Genomic DNA, 17,608 nt, shown 5'->3' with positions numbered 1-17,608 from the left:
CCATGACAGACCAGTCACGCACCATCCACAAGAGCCGGGATCACCGGCTGCGACCAGGGCGTCGTACCGCCGTCGCGGCGGTCGGTGTGATCGCGGCGCTCACGCTCACCGCGTGCGCCGGCAGTGACGCCCCGAAGCACACGTTCGACGTCGCTCCGTACCTGAACAAGGGGCACGTGGCCGACTGCGACGCGTTCAAGGCCCAGGCCGACGCGCAAGCGGTGCTACGAGCGGACGCACTCGACCCGAACGAACTCGACCGGGACGGCGACGGCATCGCATGCCCGAACCTCCCCAAACCGAAGGACAAGAAGCCGGTCCACCGCGACTACATGACCGACCTGGACGGCGCCCCGATCGCCGAGCCGGTCAAGCCGTCGACGACGTAGCAAACGGGTATCGGACCCCACCGCACGATGAATGGCGCAACGCCCCTCCCCACTCGTTTCCCGGGGAGGGGCCTTGTGCATGTCGTGGCGTCCGGTCGGCCGACAGGCAACCTCTGGCGCAGTGAATCCGAGGCAGGGCACACTTCACCCAAACCGCACCTAGGAGCCCACTAGTCGAATCAACAAGCATTTGCTAGTTGATTTACGAATCGACCCTTGCGGATGCAAGATATTGTCGTGAGGTTGCCGAGGTCCGAACGAGCTGGAGGAGCCGAGGATGACAACGGGCTCGGAGCAGGTGAACGGTGCGCGCCAGTGGCTGCGCGGCCTTGAGGTCTTCGCCAGACCTCTGCCGGAGTTCGATCCGGAGGAGGCGCCAGACGATCCGGTGCGGCTCTTCCTGTCCTGGCTGGTCGAGGCCGTGGCGGACGGTGTGCGCGATCCGCACGCGATGACGCTGTCCACGGTGGATTCCGCCGGCGACCCGGACGCACGCGTGCTGATCCTCAAGGGGGTGGGCCCGGAGGGATGGCAGTTCGCCGGGCACGCCTTCAGCCCCAAGGGCGGTCAGCTCGCCTGCCATCCGCGGGCGGCGCTGACCTTCTACTGGCCGGAGCACGGCCGCCAGGTCCGGATCCGCGGGCCGGTGACGCCCGGCTCAGGCGAGGTCAACGCCGCCGACTTCCTCGACCGCTCCCCCACCGCTCGGGCGGAATCCCTGCTGGGCCGCCAGAGCCAGTACCTGATGGACCCGGCCGAGCGTGACCATGCCCTGGAGAAGGCCCTGGCGATGATCGAACGCGAGCCTTCGCTGGTCGACTCGGCCTGGACCCTCTACACCCTGGCCCCCGCCGAGGTCGAGTTCTGGCAGGCCGCGAAGGACCGCGTCCACACCCGGCTGCGCTACGAACGCACCGCCGCCGGCTGGGAACGGCTGCGGCTCTGGTCGTAGCGGCACCGCACCCGCACCCGTGTGACGCCGGTACCTCCGGCGAACGGCGGGCGCATCCCCCTGTTCCTGCTCACAAGGCGAGGTAAGGACCCATGACCACACGGACCCACGACGGCAGCGCCGGCGATGTCGACTACGGCGCCATCGGCGCCGGATACACGTCCTACCGCCAACCCGACACACGGATAGCCCAGTTCATCGCCGAGGCCCTCGACGGTGCGCAGGCCGTGCTCAACGTCGGTGCCGGCGCCGGGTCCTACGAGAGCGCCGCCCGCACCGTGACCGCCGTCGAGCCCTCGGAGTCCATGCGCGCCCAGCGCCCGGCCCGCCTCGCCCGCGCCGTCGACGCCGTTGCAGAGAATCTGCCGTTCGGCGACGGGGAGTTCGACGCGGCGATGACGCTGTTCAGCGTGCACCAGTGGAGCGACGTCGCGGCCGGCCTGCGCGAGATGCGGCGCGTCACCCGAGGACCGGTCGTCGTCCTGACCTGCGACCCGAAGCTCGTACGCGACTTCTGGCTGTACGAGTACGCCCCCGAGGTCCTCGACACCGAAGCCCGCCGCTTCCCGCCCATCGAGGACATGGCCGCGGCCCTCGGCGGCACCGGCAGCATCCAGACGGTCCCGATTCCCCTGGACTGCACCGACGGCTTCAACGAGGCCTACTACGGGCGTCCGGACATGCTCCTCGACCCCGCCGTCCGCCAGGCCTGCTCGGCATGGAGCTTCATCGACGACGGCGTCCGCGAACGCTTCGACGAACGCCTCCGCCGCGATCTGGAGTCCGGCGCCTGGGACGAGCGCTTCGGCCACCTCCGCACGCAGCCCACGTACGAGGGCTCGCTCGTCATCGTGCGCGCGAACCCGTGACAACGAACAGCGACAGGAACAGGAACTGGAACGGGAGCGGGAACAGCACCATGGGAGCACCCGATCGCATGGACGAGCAGCTGCGCGCCCTGGGCCTCGTCGAGGCGCAGCACAAAGCCGAGCGCCTCTTCGCGGAGGTCGAGGCCCGCCGCCTGGTCACACCCGGAGCCGGCGAACGGGAGGTCAGTGACCGGATCCGGGACCTCGCGAACGAAATGTTCGGCACCACCAAGCACTGGCACAAGCGGATCGTCCGCTCCGGCCCGAACACCGTGTTCCCGTACAAGGAGAACCCGCCCGACCGGATCATCGGCGAGGACGACATCGCCTTCGCCGACTTCGGCCCGATCTTCGAGGAGTACGAGGCCGACTTCGGCCGCACCTTCGTCTTCGGAGACGACCCGGCCAAGCACCGCCTCCGCGACGACCTGGCCACGGTCTTCGCGGCCGGCCGGGAAACCTTCCGAGCGGATCCGCGCATCACCGGCCGGCAGCTCTACGCGGACGTGGAGCAGCACGCGGTCAAGGCGGGCTGGAGCCTCGGCGGTTGGCACGCGGGTCATCTGGTCGGGGAGTTCCCGCACGAGAGCATCGACGGCGCCAAGGCCGAGTCCTACATCACCCCGGACAATGACACCCCGCTCCGTCACACCGATCGCGCGGGCTGGCGATGCCACTGGATCCTGGAGATCCATCTCGTCGACGAGCAGCACGGATTCGGCGGGTTCTACGAGCAACTCCTGGACCTGGCGTGAGGCCGCGGTTCTCGTGCTGAGTGCGATGGGGGGCTCCACACCCGTAGGCGCGGAGCACGGAGATCTAGCCTGCCTGTGCCCCGAGGTAGGCCCACGCCTTCGTGCCGGAACGCAGGACGACTCGGGTCCTGGCGTAGTCGTCGACCTCGTAGTCGTCCGCCGAAGCAAGTTCGCCGTCGGTGATCGCGAAGACAGTGCCCTCGACCGCATCGCTCTGCTCCGAGGAGGCAACGAGCAAGGGATGCCGGTCGGTTCCACTGGCGGCGATCACCTCAGGGTCGGTGATCTCGATGTACGTGATCCGATATCCGGGCAGTGCGTCGGGCGTCCCCTCCAACAGCCTGCCGAACCGTGCGAGCTGCACCTCCCGGGACTGCAGCGTGCCGTAGGAGAACAACTGGTGATGGGCCGTGCCGGTCATGCGAAGAACCTCCTGAAGTGCCTGCCACCGACGTGATCATCCCAACCTATCCGGTACGGACCGACGTCGGAGACAACAGGGGCCTCTCGACAACTCGGCGCCCGAATATGGGTGTTGCACTGTTCACCCGGCCAGGAGGACGAGCGGTGCCCGATCGCCGTCCTTCCAGTCCTCAGTGATCACGGCGAGTGCGTCCCCCAGAGCCGCCCCGTGGAGGAACGCGGCGCGGTGCCCGCCGACGATCCGGGCGCCGGAACCCTCCCAGGCAACGGGCACGAGCCGTGTGAGGCCCGGAGCGGGTCGTACGTCCCCGCGCACCGGCACCTCCGGCAAGGCTGGAAGGCCGCGACCCGAGAGTCCGGCAATCAGCGGAGCGAGGAGGGTGTGGGCGGCGACGAGGGCGGCGTACGGGTTCCCCGGCAGCCCCACCACCCATCGTCCGGCATCGAGTCCGGCCAGCAGTTGCGGGTGCCCCGGCCGACAGGCGACGGTGTCGACGACCATCCGGGCGCCTGCCTCACGGAGCAGCCGACGGAGCTGATCGGTGGCCCCGACGGAAGTGGATCCGGTGACCACGATGACCTCGGCGTCCCGCGCCTCGCGCACCGCTCGTGCCAGCAGCCCGGCCGGCTTGTCGGGGACGTGCCGCACACCGGCCACCTCCCCGCCCAGCGCGGTGACCAGGGGCGGCAGCAACGGACCGAGAGCGTCCCGCACCCGACCTGGTCCGGGCGTCCCTACGAGGTCCAGCTCATCACCGGTGATCAGGACCCTGACCCGGGGGCGGGGCCGTACCAGCAGGGCGTCGTGGCCGCAGGATGCGGCGAGCCCGAGCAGCGCAGGGCCGACCCTGGTGCCGGCCGGGGCGAGGCACGTCCCCGCCGAGGCGTCCTCACCAGCGCGCCGGACGTGCTTCCCTGGCGCTGGCGTGGCTCCCGACACCCAGCCGGCGCCGCACGCCGCCAGCTCCAGCGGCAGCACGGCGCAGGCCCCGGCCGGGACCGGGGCACCCGTGGAGATCTCCACCCCTTCCCCCGGCGCGAGCAACCCGTCCCAGACGCCGCCCGCCCTGACCGCTCCGCGGATCCTCCACGGCCCTGGGCCCGCCACCGCATATCCGTCCATGGCGGCCGTGTCGAACGCCGGCAGGGGATGCTGGGCGCGCAGGTCTTCGGCCAGGGTCAGGCCGGCGGCCGCAGCCAGCGGCATCGTACGGGCGGCCAACGGCAAGGGTGCCCGGTGAGCCAGCCCTCTGGCCTGGCCCCAGGGCGTCTCCGGGGAGACTGCGGCGTGCACGGTGGGGGTGCCGGTCGTCAGAAGCATGGCACCAGCCTCGGGCCGCAGGTTTTCCGCCGCCCACGAGGCGGATTGCCGTCGTGCACCAGCTCGCTCACGCACCGAGCGGGATGCCTGTGAGGCCTACTCCTACTGGTAGGAGTGGCGTTGCCCGGTCCACGGGTCGCCGATGTTGTGGAATCCGCGTTCTTCCCAGAAACCGCGGCGATCCTGCGTCATGTACTCGATGGCACGGAGCCACTTGGGGCCCTTGTAGCCGTAGAGGTGCGGGACGACCAGGCGGAGGGGGAAGCCGTGTTCGACGGTGAGCGGCTCCCCGTTGTGGTGCGTGGCCAGGAGCGTCCGCTCGGAGGTGAAGTCGCCGAGGCGGAGGTTGGCGCTGTACCCGTACTCCGCCCAGGCCATCACATGCGTCACCTGCGGGGCCGGCGGCGCCAGCTCCAGCAGGCTGGAGGCCGGCACACCGAAGAACTCGTGGTCGGTGGAGGTCGGGCCCGAGGCACAGTGCATGTCCGTGACGATGGCGATGCCGGGGAGGGCCGCGACTTCCTCGAAGGTCCAGCTGTACTTCGCTCCGGTGGCGGTCGCGCCGAACACCTGCAGGTTCCACCTGTCGGGCCGGAACTTGGGGACAGGGCCGTAGTGCGAGACGGGCCAGCCCTTGGTCAGGCGCTGCCCTGGAGGGAGGTGCTCCGTTCCCACGATGTGGTCATCCTCTACGACTCGCCGACGCCACAACGGCAAGTGCGTCTCTCTCATCGCATTCTGCCAGCATCTGCTGCCCGGTCGCGGCCCGCCGCCATGCAGCCACGCAGCCCGCTCCGGTTAGACAGACCTCAGCACCAGCGGCCGCAGCGTCATGCGATCGTCCACTGGGAACCCGACTGCCAAGTGGGCAGACTGCCGACCATGAACCATGCGCCGCCGCCCTCCGACACCACCCTCGACCAGGAGAAATGGCTGACACCGGGCGTCAAGGGGATCGGCTCCGCCAGTTTCCTCGCCGATGTGGGGCACGAGATCCCCACCGCCCTGCTGCCTTCGCTGCTGACGTCCACCCTCGGCGCCCCGGCCGCCGCCCTCGGTGTGATCGAGGGAATCTCCGATGCCCTCGCGGGCGCCGCCCGCTTCGGCGGTGGCGTCCTGGCGGACGACCCCGCCAGGCGCCGGAAGGTCGCGGTCGGCGGCTACGCCACGACGGCCGTCCTGGGCGCCGCCACCGCCGGAGCGTCCGCGATCTGGCAGGTCGGCCTGCTCAGAGCCGCTGCCTGGACCGCCCGCGGACTCCGGGTGCCTGCCCGCAACGCCCTGCTGGCGGACATCGTCCCGCCGAAGGCATACGGGCGGGCGTACGGGTTCGAGAGGATGATGGACAACCTTGGGGCGATCTTCGGGCCCCTGCTGGCCCTCGGCTTGGTCGCCTGGCTCGGGGTCCAGTGGGCCATCGGCCTCTCGGTCATCCCCGGCCTGCTGGCCGCGGGCGCGATCGTCTACGCGATCCGCAAGACCCCCCGCCCGGCTGCCCGGGACAAGGTCCCCCTCAAGATCCGCATCAAGCCCGTCCTGGCGGGCGACCTCGGCCGGCTCATGGCAGCCGTTGCCGCGTTCGAGGTGGGCAACATCGCCGCGACCCTGCTGATCCTGCGGGCCTCCGACCTGCTGGCCCCCGAGCACGGCGCGAAGACGGCGACCACGATCGCGCTCGGCCTCTACACCGCTTACAACGTGGCCGCCACGGTCGCCTCCGTCCCCGCCGGACGGCTCTCCGACCGGCTCGGCCGCCGGGGCCCGATCCTCGTACTGGCCGCTGGAGTCGCCGCGTTCGCGGTTTCCTACGGCTTGTTCACCTTCGACGCGACCGCCATTGCCTTCCTCGCGATCCCTTTTCTCCTGGCCGGAGCCGGCATCGGCGCGGTGGAGACGGCCCAGCATTCGGCCGTCGCCGCCCTGGCCCCCAAGGACCTGCGCGGCTCCGCCTTCGGAATGCTCGCCACCGTTCAGTCCCTCGGCAACCTCGCCGCCAGCACCATCGCGGGCATCCTCTGGACCACCGTCTCCCCGACGGCGGCCTTCGCCTACCTCACCGCCTGGATGGTCATCGCTCTGGCCGGGCTGCTGATCGCGAGCCGCCGGGCCTCGCGCCCATAGGTCGGCCGCCGTACGCGTAGGGGCTCTGCACCAGTTGGTGCGGAGCCCCTACGCGTGAAGCGACAGCGATCAGACGGAGAGGGAGACCTCGGTCGACTTGATCAGCGCGACGACGGAGGAGCCGACGGCCAGGCCGAGGTCCTCGACGGCGTCCTTGGTGATCGCGGCGGTGAGGGCGCCGCCTTCCACGTCGACCTTGACCGAGGACATGGCGCCGCCCGAGGCGATGTCGGTGACGGTGCCCGCGATCTGGTTGCGGATGGACAGGCCTTCGACCGGGCCGGTGGCCAGGGCCACCTCAGTGGACTTGACGAGGGCCTTGACGGCGGAGCCCTCGGCAATGCCCAGGTCCTTGACGGCGTCCACGGTGATCGCGGCGGTGATGTCCTGGCCGCCCTGCAGGCGGACCTTGACGGTCGCCATGGCCTCGCCCGCGGTGACGGCGGTGACAGTTCCGGCGATCTGGTTGCGGATGCTCAGGCTCATGAAAGTAGCGCCTCACTTGAGTCGGTGGGGGAATTGCGGCCTTTGGGCCGCCACAACGATCACGCTAGCCCCTGGGGACTCCCCCAGCGCGGACCCCATCTCATACGCCAGGCGAAAGAACCCTTCGGGCTGGCATTTCAGCCCAAGTCGGATGTCACGGCAATCGAGGCCGTAGGACCCTCCCGGGTTGAGGCCTTTAGGTACCTCTCAGCGCATTTACTTCCGGTACCCAAAAGCAGGACAAGCTTGCAGTTGCTGTGTTTTTCTCTCTAATGTGGCGCACATGCAGCACTACACCGTGGGTCAGGCTGCCCACCTGCTCGGCGTGAGTACCGACACCGCTCGCCGCTGGGCCGACGCGGGCAAGATCCCCACCCATCGGGAAGGCCAAGGCACCTCGGGCCGCCGCCTCATCGACGGCCGCGACCTGGCGGCGTTCGCCGTCAATCTGGCGCAGCGAGCCCAGGACGATGACGACTCGGTCCGGAGCTCGGTTCGGAACTCCTTTCCCGGCATCATCACGGCCGTCAAACTCGGCGACGTTTCCGCCCAGGTGGAGATCCAGGCCGGCCCGCACCGTCTGGTGTCCCTGCTGACCCGGGAATCGGTCGAGGAGTTGGGGCTGGAGGTCGGTATGCGGGCGAGCGCCCGAGTGAAATCCACCAGCGTCCACATCGACATCAGCTGAGCTGCGTCCCCAACCACGCTTTCGCACCATCCGGCCCGCGTCGCTCGGGGGTCGGTTCCTCCAGCTCCAGGAGTACTGCCACCCATGCTCAGAACCTTCACCACGCGCCGTACCGCCGCAGGTCTGCTCGCCGGAGCCCTGCTGTTCCCCGCGCTCGCCGCCTGCTCCAGCAACGACACCAAGGACACCGGCAGCTCCGCCACTCCCAGCAGCTCCACCTCCGAGGTGCCGAAGGCCAACCTCACCGTCCTGGCCGCGGCCTCCCTCACCGACGTCTTCAAGACCGCCGGCGCCGCCTACGAGAAGGCCCACCCGGGCACCAAGGTCACCTTCTCCTTCGCCGGTTCGCAGGAGCTCGCCGCCCAGGTCAAGCAGGGCGCCCCGGCCGACGCACTGGTCACCGCCGACACCAAGACCATGACGGGCCTGCTGGCCCAGACCAACGACCCGGCGATCATCGCCAAGAACCGCCTGGTCATCGCCACCGGCAAGGGCAACCCGTTCAAGGTCGCCGGCCTCAAGGACCTCGCCGACACCAAGCTCAAGGTCGTACTGGCCGCGCCCGAGGTCCCGGTGGGCCGCTACAGCAAGCAGATCCTCGACGCCCAGAAGGTCGAGGTGAAGCCGGTCTCCCAGGAGCCCAACGTCCGCGCCGTCCTGAGCAAGGTCGAGCTGGGCGAGGCCGACGCCGGCCTCGTGTACAAGACCGACACCCTCAAGTCCGGTGACAAGGTCGTCGTCGTGGAGATCCCGGACGCCGAGAACGCCGTGGCCTCCTACCCGGCCGTCACCCTCAAGGCATCCAAGAACGCCGCCGCGGCGGACGCCTTCGTGAAGTGGCTGTCCACCCCCGAGGCCCAGAAGATCCTCCAGGACGCGGGCTTCCAGAAGCCGTAGTCCTCGCAACACCGCGGGGTGCCCCGACCAGCCGGTCCGGGCACCCGCGTGCCGTGTCCAGCTGTACCAGCGTCAGGAACGTGACGACCGCCAGCCGCGCCCGCCGACGCGCCACCCGCAACCGCCCTCCGGTCGCTCTGGTGCTGCCCGCGCTCCTCGCGCTCGCTTTCCTCCTCATCCCCCTGTCTTGGACGATTCACTGGGTCCAGACCGGCCAACCTGACCGGTTTCCGTGTCCGGGACCAGTCGCGCCACCCGGCCGACAGTTGGTTCACTGACTGCGGACACCCGCCCCTGCGGCTGCTTGCGGCTCCCGCTGTCACAGCGGGCGTGGTGAAGGAAGCCCCTGCGCGCCGATCGCGGTGTTCGGCGCGCAGGGGCTCCGTCATGCCGACCAGCGGTTCGGGCGCCGCACCTCGGCCGCCCGCCCCCATCACAGCAGCGCTCCGAACGTTCCGAATATCTGGCATATGCTGCGCTGTTCGCGGCATCCTTACCTATGTGCGGCTTAAAGTTGCCGCTCTAGCTCGCATGTAAGGAGTGGCCCATGGCAGTCGTCGTCCTACAGCACACACCAGGGGCAGACCCCCCGGTCATCGGCGCCGCTGTGGAAGCCGTTGGGCTGGACCTCCGCGCATACAGGGCATGGGCGGGCCACCTACCCGACGACCTCACCGGAGTCGACGGGCTGGTGGTAACGGGCGGTCCGAAGGCGATCTGCTCCGAAGACGACGCCACGCGCCACGCCGAGCTGGGGCTCTTGCGCGGCGCTCTGGCAGCGGAGGTGCCCGTACTCGGCATCCGCGAGGGCGCGCAACTCCTCGCTGAAGCGGCCGGCGGCGCCGCCCGCTCCGAGCCGGACGCCCAGTTCGACTGGGGGCCGCTGGAGCTCACCCCGGCAGCGGGATCCGATCCGCTGTTCGGCGGTACGCCCGCGCAGCCGCGGGTGCCACACCAGCACGGCGACTCCGTGGAACTGCCCAGGGAGGCCGTGGTCCTTGCCTCGGACGATCGCCACCCCGTGCAGGCGTTCCGCATCGGCGGCAGCGCCTGGGGGCTGCAGTTCCCCCTCGAAGCCGATGCCGCAGCCCTGAACGAGGAGGCGCGCTCCTCCCTCGCCGCGCTGGAGCCGTGGCGGGACCTTGTGCTGGGACGGTTCGCCGCGCTGGTGGCGGCTCGCGCAGAACACACGGCCACCCGCGCCTTCTTCACGCGGCGGGCCGGCGCGTGGGAGGACCGCTTCGCGTACCAGACCCCGGCCTACGCGGCTGCGGTCGCCCGCATGGAACTCGGCTGCGGCCAGACCGCGTTGGACCTGGGATGTGGCACCGGTCGGGCCATGCCCGCCCTGCGCGCACAGGTCGGCGACGAGGGAAAGGTCTTCGGGGTCGACGTCACCCACGCCATGCTCACCGCGGCCGCCCGCATCGGCCGCTCCGACTGCGGGCAGCTGCTCCTGGCGGACTGCACCCGACTCCCCTTCCCCTCGGCGTCGGTGCACGGCATCTTCGCGGCGGGCCTCCTCGACCACCTGCCCCACCCACGCACCGCCTTGCGCGAGTGGGCGCGGGTCAGCGCGGCCGACGGCACCCTCCTCCTCTTCCACCCCGCGGGCCGCGCCGAGCGGGCCGCCCGCCACGGGCGGCCCCTCAGCCCGGACGACCCGCTCGCCGAACCCAACCTGCGACCGGAGCTCGACGCCACCGGCTGGCACCTGACGGTCTACGACGATGCCGAACAGCACTTCCTGGCCCGCGCCACCCTGGCGCGGTGACCCTCTCTGCACCTTGCTACCCACGGCCCCCGGTCCGCGGATGCGGGCTCACCCTCACCGCGGACACCGTGCGCCGCCCAGGGGCATAGCCGTCAGACAGGCACCTGCCCGATCACCGGTGCGTCCTCGCGGGTGCCGTCGGGCGTCTCAGCAGGTTCCGATACCCACACCACGGCCGCGCCCGCCCCGGCCACGATGACGATCCCGACCACGGCCGCCCAGCCGATGTGTTCTCCGAGGATCAGCAACCCGGCCAAGGACCCCATGACGGGGTCGATGCTGAACAGGGTCCCGACCACCCGGGCATTGGAGACGCGTGCGGCGATGGTGTCGACGGCGTACGGAATGGCGACCCCGATCGCGGCGGCCATCGCCAGCACCAGCCACTGCTGCCCGCTCACCCGGCCGACCACTCCGATGCCGAACGGCGCGGAGACGGCGGCGGCGACAGCCACCGAAAGGGCGAGGCCGGAAAGCCCGCTGTCGTCCTTGCCGACCTTCTCGGCGAAGACCGTGTAGAGGGCGAAGAAGGCTGCCGCTCCGAGGCCGAAGGCGTAGCCGGCCGCACTGAAGTAGCCACCGGGTCCTGAGATCAGGAGGACGCCGGCGAAGGCCGCGAGCGCGCACAGCCCTTCCCGTATCCGCCGCGAGGCGAGGAACGCCACGGCGCACGGCCCCAGGAATTCAAGGGTGACGGCGACACCGAGCGGGATCCGGTCGATGGCCGAGTACAGGCAGAGGTTCATGGCTGCCATGGCCACGCCGTAGACGACGATGGACGTCCACTGGCTACGGGTCCTTCCGCGCAGGCGTGGCCTGAACAGTGCGCAGAGGATCAGCGCGGCGATCGCCATGCGCAGGGAGCTGACCGACAAGGGGCCCAGCGAGTCGAACAGCCCTGCCGCGAATGCGGAGGACACCTGGATCCCGGTCGACCCGATCAGGATGAGTCCGAGCGCCTGACGTGCTCCGCGACGGCTGGTGGATGTGGTCATGCCCGGCCTTGGGTGGTGTTGACGTGCGCGGTGACATCCTGCGCGGTGATGGCGGCGTACGGGCAGCCGTTGCTATCGCCGAGGAAGTACTGGGGAAGTTCCGGGGCGTCGCCGTGCGTGCCCAGATGGGGCGAGAGGCCGACCCCGTCGTACGTGGATATGCGCCGGCGTATCTGCCTGCGTGCGGCGGTCGCCGCGACCGGCAACCGGTCGAAGCTGGCGCGGGATTGGACGACGAGGGTGAACGCATGCCCCAGATTGCGGCTGCGCCGCAGGCGGTGGTGGCGCGTACTGACGTTGATGAAGAAGTCGATGCCCTTGTACCAGAAGTTCCATCGAGGGTCTGCGGGGTCGACCGGTGCCTCCGCGGGCCACTCTCCGCCGGCTTCCAGCAACGTGAGCAGGATCTGCCGGAACGCGGCATGGTCGTCGTCGAGGGTGGCCGACTCGATTCCGTCGAACCAGAGGACCACGACCTGGTCGGGGTCCTCCCATATGGCCTCGGCGGCCAGGTCCATGAGCATGACGGCAACACCCCAGCCGTCCTTCGTCACATCGCCCACCCCGAAGAGCAGCTCGTCCTTACGTAAGGCCATGGGCGCGAAAACACACGGGAAATCACTGGATCCCGCCGTGGCAGTGAACTCGGCCAAGTGCGACTCCAGCCCCTCCGGGTGGCTGCCGGGCCGAAAGAGACTGCTGTAGGTGGTGCTGCTGGACACCGCTTCTCCTAATCTGCGCCCACTGCAGGTGGGCCTGAGGATTTCCATGGCAAGGCGAGCGGATCAGGTGCGAGAACGGCCGCAAGGGGAGGAGCGCGATCACCTGCCCGGCGACGAACAACTACGAGTCAAACAGCGGAACTTCCGGCACCTCACTGGTGCACTCCACCAAATCGCGAAGCCTTGACCCACTCGTTCTGGAGGTCCGACCAAGGTCGCGGGAGACGCTGCACTCGCGGTTCGAGTCGACGCGTCGGCGTGGTCACAACCTGTCAGCCGAGCCCCACCACTGTCCAGCAACCCATGTCCATATCTGCTACCTGCCATGTATGTTTCACATGGCATTTGAGCTGACTCGACATTGTTAACCTCGCACCTGCGAGGCAGTCGCGCAGCAGTCAGGAGGGACACACCCATGCCTCAGCACATCAGCCTCCGCACACGGGCCTGGGGAGCTTCGCTCGCCGTCGGCGGACTGCTCCTGACAGGTTGCGGAGAGTCGGCCGACGCCAAGGCCCCGTCGGCCGCGACGGGTTCCGCTTCGCCGTCCGCTTCCGCTCTCCCCTCCACCACAGGGTCCCTGCCCCCGCTAAAGCCGGGCGAGGTACGCGTGGCGGGGCAGGTCGACAAGCCCTCCACCGTCACATTGGCCGAACTTCGCGCCTTGCCGCAGACCTCGGTCTCGGTCGAGTTCACCAGCGCCAAGGGCCCGCAGAAGCACACCTACCAGGGCGTCCTGCTCCACGAGGTGCTCAAGAACGCGCAGCCTCGCTTTGACGCGTCGAAGAAGAACGGCTCGCTGCGCGGCGTCGTCGCCGCAACGGGTGGCGGAGATTACCGTGCCGTGTTCGCCTGGGCAGAGCTCGACCCGAGCTTCGCCAAATCCCAGGTCCTGCTGGCCGTTTCCGAGGACGGAACCCCCTTCGAGGACGCGTCCGGACCGCGACTCGTCGTTCCACAGGACACCAAGGGTGGACGGTACGTCTCCGAGCTGAACCAGTTGTGGGTCGGCGTCATCGATCCGGTGGTCGACGGTGTCCAGCCCTGACACCGGTACGGGCAGCCGCCGCCCCCTGGGCCGGCGGCTGCTGCTCGGCGCGGGCGGACTCGGCGTCCTCGGCGCCGGGACCGCGGCGCTCGCCTCCCTGCGCTCGGACAAGGCCCCGCCTACCGGCGCGAAGGCCGTGCCCTTCCACGGACGGCACCAGGCCGGGATCCTTCACCCCCGCCAGGCCCATGTCCGCCTGGCCGCCTTCGACTTCGGGGCCCGGACCGACCGCGGCCGGGCCGCCGCCCTGCTGCTGCGGTGGAGCACCGCCGCCGAACGGCTCACCCGCGGCGATCCCGTCGGGGAGGAATTGTCCCCACCCGGCTCCCGCGCCGTCGACACCGGGGCGGCCCAAGGGGTCGGCCCCGCCGCGCTCGCCCTCACGTTCGGGCTCGGCGCGACCTTCTTCGACCGGGTCGGCATGGCCTCCGCGCGCCCCGAGGCCCTCGCTCCCCTGCCGGCCTTCCCGGACGACCAACTCGACCCTGCCCGCAGCGGCGGAGACCTGTTCGTACAGATCGGCACCGACGACCCGCTCGTCACCGTCCACGCCCTGCGCACGCTCCAGCGCCTGGCCCAGGGCGAAGCGAAGATCCGGTGGACGATGACCGGCTTCACCAGCGCACCCGAGGGCTCCTCGGCCGGCGGAGCCCACCGCAACCTGATGGGCCACCTCGACGGTACCGCCAACCCCGACCCGGCCGACCCCGCCCAGTTGGCTCGGATCGTCGTCTCAGACCCGGCGGCCCCCGCCTGGCTCGCCGGCGGCTCCTACCTCGTCGTACGGCGCATCCGCATGCTCCTCGACCACTGGGACACCCTCCCCGTCGGCCACCGCGACCAGGCCATCGGCCGCCGCTCCGCCGACGGAGCCCCGCTGAGCGGCGGAACGGAGCGCACCCCGGCCGACCTCACCGCCGCCCGGCCCGACGGCGTCCCCGTCATCGCCACCAACGCCCACATCCGCCTCGCCGCACCCGCCACCACGGGCGGCGCCACCATGCTCCGCCGCGGCTGGTCCTACCACGACGGCCTGCGTCCCGACGGGACCCCGGACGCCGGCATGCTCTTCCTCGCCTGGCAGTCCGACCCCCGCACCGGCTTCATCCCCGTCCAGCACCGCCTCGCCCGCGGCGATGCCCTCGCCCGGTACGTCGTCCACGAGGCGTCGTCCCTCTTCGCCGTGCCGGGCGGCGCCGCCCCGGGCACCTACATCGCGCAAGCCCTCCTCGAGGGCTGACCCGGTATCCCGCGCTGCCGGCGCCCTTCGGCTTCATCACAGGGGTCAAGGTTCGAACACCCACTAGATGATCGATTCCAAGCGGTCAGTGACCGTAGGTGGTCAGCTCATCGGCCAGCAGGTCCATCAGGAGCCCGTTGTGCCAGCTGCCGTCCGGTCCGCGTTCGTAGTTGCGCATGATGCCGACCGGGCGGAAGCCGACCTTGGTGTAGCAGCGGATGGCGGCGGCGTTGTCCGCCGCCGGATCGATCACCAGGCGGTGGAAGCGGTGATCGGTGATGAGGTGCCGGGCCAGGGTGCGGACGGCGTCGGTGCCCAGGCCCCGTCCGTGCATCGCCGGGTCCAGATAGAGGTCGATGTTCGCGTGCCGGTAGTCCGGATCGGTCTCCTCGCCCCACTGGATGCCACCGACCGTGCGGCCGTCCAGCTCGATGACCAGCAAGTTGACCCCGGGATCGCCGAGGTCGCCGGCGACCTCCGCGGCAAGGTCCGCGTCGCCGCGCCAGCGCGCGTACACCTCGGGCTTCGCCCGGATGGCGGCCAGCGCCGGAACGTCGGAGGGGACAGCAGGCCGGAGGGTCACCTCGGCGCCGTACAGAATCGACTCCATGGACGGGAGGCTAACTGATCGATTCCAAGGCATCGGCTGCACGCAGAGGACGAGGGCGTCAGTGTGTGAAGACAGAGTTGGACACCGCGAATCCTCGCGCTGACCGCCGCGATCTGGCACAACGACCACACCCGCCAGCCCATCCTGCGCTCACTGACCGCCTACGATCACTGACCCCTTGGAATCGATCATCTAGGCTTCGGGCGTGCCGTCGTATTCCATCGGGCAGGCCGCCACCCTGCTGCGCGTGAGCCCTGAGACAGTCCGCCGCTGGGTCGAGTCCGGCCGACTGTCCTCCGACCGCGCCCCGGACGGGTCCCGAGTCGTCGACGGTGCGGTCCTCGCCGTGCTGGCCAAGGAGCGCGCCGCCGGGCTGCACCCCCTGCCGTCCGGTGCCGCCGCCACTTCGGTACGGAACTCCTTCGCCGGGATCGTCACCGCTGTCCGGCTCGACGATGTCGCGGCGCAGGTGGAGATCCAGTCGGGCCCGCACCGCGTCGTCTCCGTAGTGACGCGCGAGTCGGTGGAGGAGCTCGGCATCGCGGTCGGGGTGACCGTGACGGCCCGGGTGAAGTCCACCGACGTTCACATCGACCTGGCTTAGCGGAACAGGGAGACGACGGGGGCATCGTGCCCCGGCGGCCGGTCAGCCGCAGTGCAGCGCCGCGTAAAGGTCGACCTTGTGGTCGAGGCGGGTGAGGTCCCGGCCCGTGAGGGCCTCCACCCGGTCGATCCGGTAGTGCACGGTGTTGACGTGCAGATGCAGGGCTTCCGCCGTGCGCGTCCAGGAGCAGTTGTTGGCCAGGAAGACCTCCAGGGTCTCCCGAAGCATCCCCTCCCCCAGGGCCCCCAGCGTCCGAGCGCCGAACACCGTCCGCACCTCGGGCGGGACGCCCGCCAGCAGTGCGGCGAGGGTGTCCAGCTGCTCGATCCCGCGGACCGGGATCTCCTCGTCGGCCGCCGTCAGGGCGAACCGGGCCTGGCTCAGCGACTCGCGCAGCCCCTCGGTCCCGACAGCCTGCGCGCCGACGCCCAGGCGCAGATCCGCCTCCGGGTCCCCGCAGGCCTGGAGCAGCGGCCACACCAAGCGGAGCCGGGCCGCCGCGTCCGTACCCGGAGCCTCCGCGTCCGGGCCCTCGTACAGCACCGCCGCCGTGCGGCCCACCGCGTGCGGGGCCCCGTCCAGATGCCCCAGGGCCTCGGCCAGGGCGTCGCCGGAGGTCGCGGCCAGCACCCGGTAGCGGCCGTCCGCGGGCAGGCCGGCCGCGCCAAGGGCCTCCTCCAGCACCCCGGGGTCGGCGGGAATCCCTTCCAGTAGCGCGATCAAGTCCTGCCCCGCCACGCGCGCACCGGCAACCCGGCGGCTCTGCCCGTCGCGGTACTGGGCGAGGATCTCGGCGATCTCGTGGAGCACGCGCGGCGGGGCCGCGTCCGGGTCGGGGAGGTGCAGGTGCCAGGCGTCGTACGGGGTGCTCTCGGCCTCGACGCGCAGCCAGACCCCGCCCCTCGCGGGCGCCGACGCCGCCTGCCGGGCCGACAGGGCAGGCGCGGACGGGGTGCGGGCCACCGTGCGGCCGCTGGCGGTGAGCAGATAGCAGGCCACCCGGCCGAGGTGCGCGCATGCCCGGTCCAGCAGTTCAGCCGGTCCGGCCCCGCCCTCGGCGAGCCGGCTCAGCTCGCCGCGCACGTTCTCTGGCAGGGCGAAGGCGCGGTTGCGGGTGGGGCGGCGGCTGAGATCGCCCCACTGGCGCAGGTACACCGCCTCGGTCACCGCCCGGAAGCTGGTGGTCGCGGGCACGGCCGCGATGGGCACCCGGTGGGCCCGGCAGGCGGCGACCAGCTCGTCGGGCACACCTCCGTGGGTCTCCTCACCGGCCAGCAGGGCCGTGGCCCCGGCGTCGGCGAGGGCGGCGACGAATCGGTCCGCCTTCGCCGGGTCGCCTTCCGCCCACCACACCAGGCCGCTGAGCACGAGCTCTCCGGGGCCCAGGAACCTGCCCGGGTCCTCCAGGTCGGTGGCGGTGACCCCGCTGATGTCCTGGCCGAGAAGGGCCTCCTCGCCCCAGAGCAGGGTGAGGCCGAGGTCGTCGGACTGGAGGAGGTCGAGGACGTGCATGGCAGGGACTCCTTGCGGTGGGCAGTAACCCACATTCGCTAGGTGAAGAGGCGGAAGTCCATCGTAAATGCAAGCACAAAGACCAGATGACCTCTTGGTTGATCATCCAGGAACGGTCACGGGGAGGCTGTGTGATTCCGTGGCCCGGACCAGTCGTTTCGGCCTCGCCTCGTTGCTTCACTGGCGGGAACCCCGCGGTTGT

General features: G+C 70.5%; 19 protein-coding genes. 11 read left to right on the top strand and 8 right to left on the bottom strand.

Going from position 1 to position 17,608, the window contains the following annotated elements:
* The first annotated feature begins 2 nt into the window (after nucleotides 1-2).
* The 4 genes from NOD94_RS09930 (at nucleotide 3) to NOD94_RS09915 (ending at nucleotide 2,965) form a co-directional block, all read left to right on the top strand.
* A complete protein-coding gene (locus tag NOD94_RS09930) occupies nucleotides 3-389 on the top strand; it encodes an excalibur calcium-binding domain-containing protein (RefSeq protein WP_281205430.1) in 387 nt (128 codons plus the stop codon).
* Nucleotides 390-666: 277 nt separating this feature from the next.
* Entirely contained in the window at nucleotides 667-1,341 is a 675-nt protein-coding gene (locus tag NOD94_RS09925; protein ID WP_281205429.1) for a pyridoxal 5'-phosphate synthase, read from the top strand.
* A gap of 92 nt (nucleotides 1,342-1,433) precedes the next feature.
* Nucleotides 1,434-2,210, top strand: a complete 777-nt coding sequence (locus tag NOD94_RS09920) for a class I SAM-dependent methyltransferase (protein WP_281205428.1) — start codon at nucleotides 1,434-1,436, stop codon at nucleotides 2,208-2,210.
* A gap of 50 nt (nucleotides 2,211-2,260) precedes the next feature.
* On the top strand, nucleotides 2,261-2,965 hold the full coding sequence (locus NOD94_RS09915; RefSeq protein ID WP_281205427.1) for a M24 family metallopeptidase: 705 nt from the start codon (nucleotides 2,261-2,263) through the stop codon (nucleotides 2,963-2,965).
* A 64-nt stretch (nucleotides 2,966-3,029) separates the two neighbouring features.
* Here NOD94_RS09915 and NOD94_RS09910 read toward each other — a convergent pair whose 3' ends face one another.
* The 3 genes from NOD94_RS09910 to NOD94_RS09900 form a co-directional block, all read right to left on the bottom strand.
* Nucleotides 3,030-3,386 carry a gamma-glutamylcyclotransferase family protein gene (locus tag NOD94_RS09910; RefSeq protein ID WP_281205426.1) on the bottom strand — a complete coding sequence of 119 codons (357 nt, stop codon included), beginning with the start codon at nucleotides 3,384-3,386 and terminating at the stop codon, nucleotides 3,030-3,032.
* Between the two features lie 123 nt (nucleotides 3,387-3,509).
* Entirely contained in the window at nucleotides 3,510-4,709 is a 1,200-nt protein-coding gene (locus tag NOD94_RS09905; RefSeq protein WP_281205425.1) for a molybdopterin molybdotransferase MoeA, read from the bottom strand.
* 102 nt (nucleotides 4,710-4,811) lie between these two features.
* The gene (locus NOD94_RS09900) at nucleotides 4,812-5,384 is read right to left on the bottom strand and encodes a molybdopterin-dependent oxidoreductase (protein WP_281205424.1); all 573 of its coding nucleotides are present in this window, start codon (nucleotides 5,382-5,384) and stop codon (nucleotides 4,812-4,814) included.
* 207 nt (nucleotides 5,385-5,591) lie between these two features.
* On the opposite strand from NOD94_RS09900, the gene NOD94_RS09895 reads away from it, so the two are divergent.
* Nucleotides 5,592-6,830, top strand: coding sequence for an MFS transporter (locus NOD94_RS09895; protein ID WP_281205422.1), 1,239 nt, complete (start codon nucleotides 5,592-5,594; stop codon nucleotides 6,828-6,830).
* Nucleotides 6,831-6,899: 69 nt separating this feature from the next.
* Here NOD94_RS09895 and NOD94_RS09890 read toward each other — a convergent pair whose 3' ends face one another.
* On the bottom strand, nucleotides 6,900-7,316 hold the full coding sequence (locus NOD94_RS09890; RefSeq protein WP_281205421.1) for a TOBE domain-containing protein: 417 nt from the start codon (nucleotides 7,314-7,316) through the stop codon (nucleotides 6,900-6,902).
* A gap of 283 nt (nucleotides 7,317-7,599) precedes the next feature.
* On the opposite strand from NOD94_RS09890, the gene NOD94_RS09885 reads away from it, so the two are divergent.
* The 3 genes from NOD94_RS09885 (at nucleotide 7,600) to NOD94_RS09875 (ending at nucleotide 10,675) form a co-directional block, all read left to right on the top strand.
* A complete protein-coding gene (locus NOD94_RS09885) occupies nucleotides 7,600-8,004 on the top strand; it encodes a helix-turn-helix transcriptional regulator (protein ID WP_281205420.1) in 405 nt (134 codons plus the stop codon).
* Between the two features lie 84 nt (nucleotides 8,005-8,088).
* Nucleotides 8,089-8,901 carry a molybdate ABC transporter substrate-binding protein gene (modA, locus tag NOD94_RS09880; RefSeq protein WP_281205419.1) on the top strand — a complete coding sequence of 271 codons (813 nt, stop codon included), beginning with the start codon at nucleotides 8,089-8,091 and terminating at the stop codon, nucleotides 8,899-8,901.
* 547 nt (nucleotides 8,902-9,448) lie between these two features.
* Nucleotides 9,449-10,675 (top strand): methyltransferase domain-containing protein, encoded by a 1,227-nt coding sequence (locus NOD94_RS09875; protein ID WP_281205418.1) that lies wholly within the window; start codon nucleotides 9,449-9,451, stop codon nucleotides 10,673-10,675.
* A 92-nt stretch (nucleotides 10,676-10,767) separates the two neighbouring features.
* Here the strand turns inward: NOD94_RS09875 and NOD94_RS09870 are convergent, their stop codons facing one another.
* Nucleotides 10,768-11,670, bottom strand: a complete 903-nt coding sequence (locus NOD94_RS09870) for an EamA family transporter (RefSeq protein ID WP_281205417.1) — start codon at nucleotides 11,668-11,670, stop codon at nucleotides 10,768-10,770.
* Complete coding sequence (locus tag NOD94_RS09865; RefSeq protein WP_281205416.1) at nucleotides 11,667-12,440, bottom strand: YqcI/YcgG family protein; 774 nt, start codon at nucleotides 12,438-12,440, stop codon at nucleotides 11,667-11,669. Before NOD94_RS09865 ends, NOD94_RS09870 begins: the two co-directional genes overlap by 4 nt.
* A 367-nt stretch (nucleotides 12,441-12,807) precedes the next feature.
* Between NOD94_RS09865 and NOD94_RS09860 the strand changes: the two genes are divergently transcribed.
* The gene (locus NOD94_RS09860; RefSeq protein ID WP_281205415.1) at nucleotides 12,808-13,440 is read left to right on the top strand and encodes a molybdopterin-dependent oxidoreductase; all 633 of its coding nucleotides are present in this window, start codon (nucleotides 12,808-12,810) and stop codon (nucleotides 13,438-13,440) included.
* Nucleotides 13,427-14,680: a Dyp-type peroxidase gene (locus NOD94_RS09855; protein WP_281205414.1), complete on the top strand. Its 1,254-nt coding sequence runs from the start codon at nucleotides 13,427-13,429 to the stop codon at nucleotides 14,678-14,680. Before NOD94_RS09860 ends, NOD94_RS09855 begins: the two co-directional genes overlap by 14 nt.
* A gap of 85 nt (nucleotides 14,681-14,765) precedes the next feature.
* Here NOD94_RS09855 and NOD94_RS09850 read toward each other — a convergent pair whose 3' ends face one another.
* Complete coding sequence (locus NOD94_RS09850) at nucleotides 14,766-15,290, bottom strand: GNAT family protein (RefSeq protein ID WP_281205413.1); 525 nt, start codon at nucleotides 15,288-15,290, stop codon at nucleotides 14,766-14,768.
* Between the two features lie 205 nt (nucleotides 15,291-15,495).
* Between NOD94_RS09850 and NOD94_RS09845 the strand changes: the two genes are divergently transcribed.
* A complete protein-coding gene (locus tag NOD94_RS09845) occupies nucleotides 15,496-15,894 on the top strand; it encodes a TOBE domain-containing protein (RefSeq protein WP_281205412.1) in 399 nt (132 codons plus the stop codon).
* A 42-nt stretch (nucleotides 15,895-15,936) separates the two neighbouring features.
* On the opposite strand, the gene NOD94_RS09840 is transcribed toward NOD94_RS09845, so the two are convergent.
* The gene (locus tag NOD94_RS09840; RefSeq protein WP_281205411.1) at nucleotides 15,937-17,406 is read right to left on the bottom strand and encodes a helix-turn-helix domain-containing protein; all 1,470 of its coding nucleotides are present in this window, start codon (nucleotides 17,404-17,406) and stop codon (nucleotides 15,937-15,939) included.
* Nucleotides 17,407-17,608 lie beyond the last annotated feature (202 nt).

This window comes from Streptomyces sp. Isolate_45, assembly GCF_024721315.2.
In the GTDB taxonomy this organism is placed as follows: Bacteria; Actinomycetota; Actinomycetes; order Streptomycetales; family Streptomycetaceae; genus Streptomyces.
Note: the sequence above shows the minus strand (reverse complement) of the source record. Positions and strands in the feature narration are given on the sequence as shown.